Source organism: Nostocoides australiense Ben110, assembly GCF_001050535.1.
Taxonomy (GTDB): domain Bacteria; phylum Actinomycetota; class Actinomycetes; order Actinomycetales; family Dermatophilaceae; genus Nostocoides_A; species Nostocoides_A australiense.
On sequence record NZ_HG764815.1, the window covers coordinates 3,615,408 to 3,616,850 of the forward strand.

1 protein-coding gene is annotated in these 1,443 nt (G+C 68.5%); it reads right to left on the minus strand.

Annotation, left to right across the window (positions count from 1 at the left end):
• Positions 1–15: 15 nt before the first annotated feature.
• On the minus strand, positions 16–1,215 hold the full coding sequence (locus BN11_RS17710; protein WP_048701889.1) for an IS110 family RNA-guided transposase: 1,200 nt from the start codon (positions 1,213–1,215) through the stop codon (positions 16–18).
• Positions 1,216–1,443: the final 228 nt, after the last annotated feature.

Genomic DNA, 1,443 nt, shown 5'->3' on the forward strand with positions numbered 1-1,443 from the left:
TGGGGAGGGGGAGTTTCAGGCGGCGGCGAGCCAGGCTCTGTAGCGGGTGGCGAGTTCGTCGTTGGGGCGTCTGCCGAGTTCGAGTTCGCCGATTCTGGCGGGCCATACGCCGAGGTGTTGTGCGGCGGCGGTGAGGGTGAGGTTCTTCGCGTGGCGTGCGGGTCGTAGGTCGGAGTAGTCGGGCGCGAGGGTGTGGCCGGCCAGGGCGTGGAAGATCTCTCGTGCGACGGCGCGTTTGAGGGCGCGGAAGACCTCCTTCGTGGTCCACCCGTTGGCCAGGCGGGTGTCGCGGTAGGCGCGGGTTCTCTGGTCGTAGGACATGCGGACTTTGACGATGTGGTGCAGGGCGGCGTTGGCTTGCCGGTCACCGCCGCGGGAGAGGCGATGTTTGTCGGTGCGGCCGGAGGAGAGCGGGATCGGCGCCGTTCCGCACAGGGCGGCGAACGAGGCGGAGGTGCGTAGCCGGTCGGGGTTGTCGCCGGCGGTGATCAGCAGCTGTGCGCCGACCGCGGGGCCGACGCCTTTGATGGCCATCAGGGCTGGGTTGGCGCGGGTGGCGCGCCGCAGCATCCGTTCCTCGAGCGCGGTGATCTCGTCCTGGAGGGCGAGGTAGCGTCGCGCCAGGGTCCGCAACGCGTACAGGGTGTCGGCGTCGTCGACGTCATGGATCTGATCGGGGCGGCAATCCCGAAGGGTGGCAATGAGTTTGGTCTCCGGCAGGTCCCGGAAACGGTCCCGCAGGGCGGGGCGGGTGGTGACCAGCAGGGAGCCGATCTGACGCCAGGCGGCTTGTTGTGACTTCACCGCGGAACGGCGCGCGATGGTCAGCGCCCGTAGCGGCTCGATGCTGGGGTTCTTCGGCTCGGTTGAGGCCTCGCCGGACAGCACCGACCGGGCAGCGCGGTAGGCGTCCAGCGGGTCGGTCTTGCCCTGCTTGCGTTTCTCCGCCGCGCGGGTCCGGTTGACCTCGACCACGCGGATGCCTGCCGCGAGAAGTTCGGTGGTAATCCCGATGCCGTAGCTGGAGGTGCCCTCCACACCGACCGCGCTCAGGGGTCCGTGTTCGATCAGCCACGCCACCGCCCGCCGGTACCCGGCCACCGTGGTGGGGAACTCCCGGTCCGTGACCGGCTGCCCGATCGCAGTGATGACCGCGACGTGGATGGTGTCCTTATGTGAGTCGATACCGCCGACGCGGTGATCCTGGTTTGTCATGATGATGCTGCCCTTCCGTAGCCGATGGGTCGGCACCGGCCGGGCCGGTCAGACAGGACTTACACCAGATCCCGTGCGCTGGGGTCAGGCTCGTATGAGGTCATGCCCGACCGGCCGGTGCCGCTACTACGCGAGGGCCGGACGGATCAGTCCATCGGCAACCCAGCAGGGCACCAGTCAGATCAAGGGTCACGACCCTCGCGCAGCCATACCAGCATGTAAGTCCGA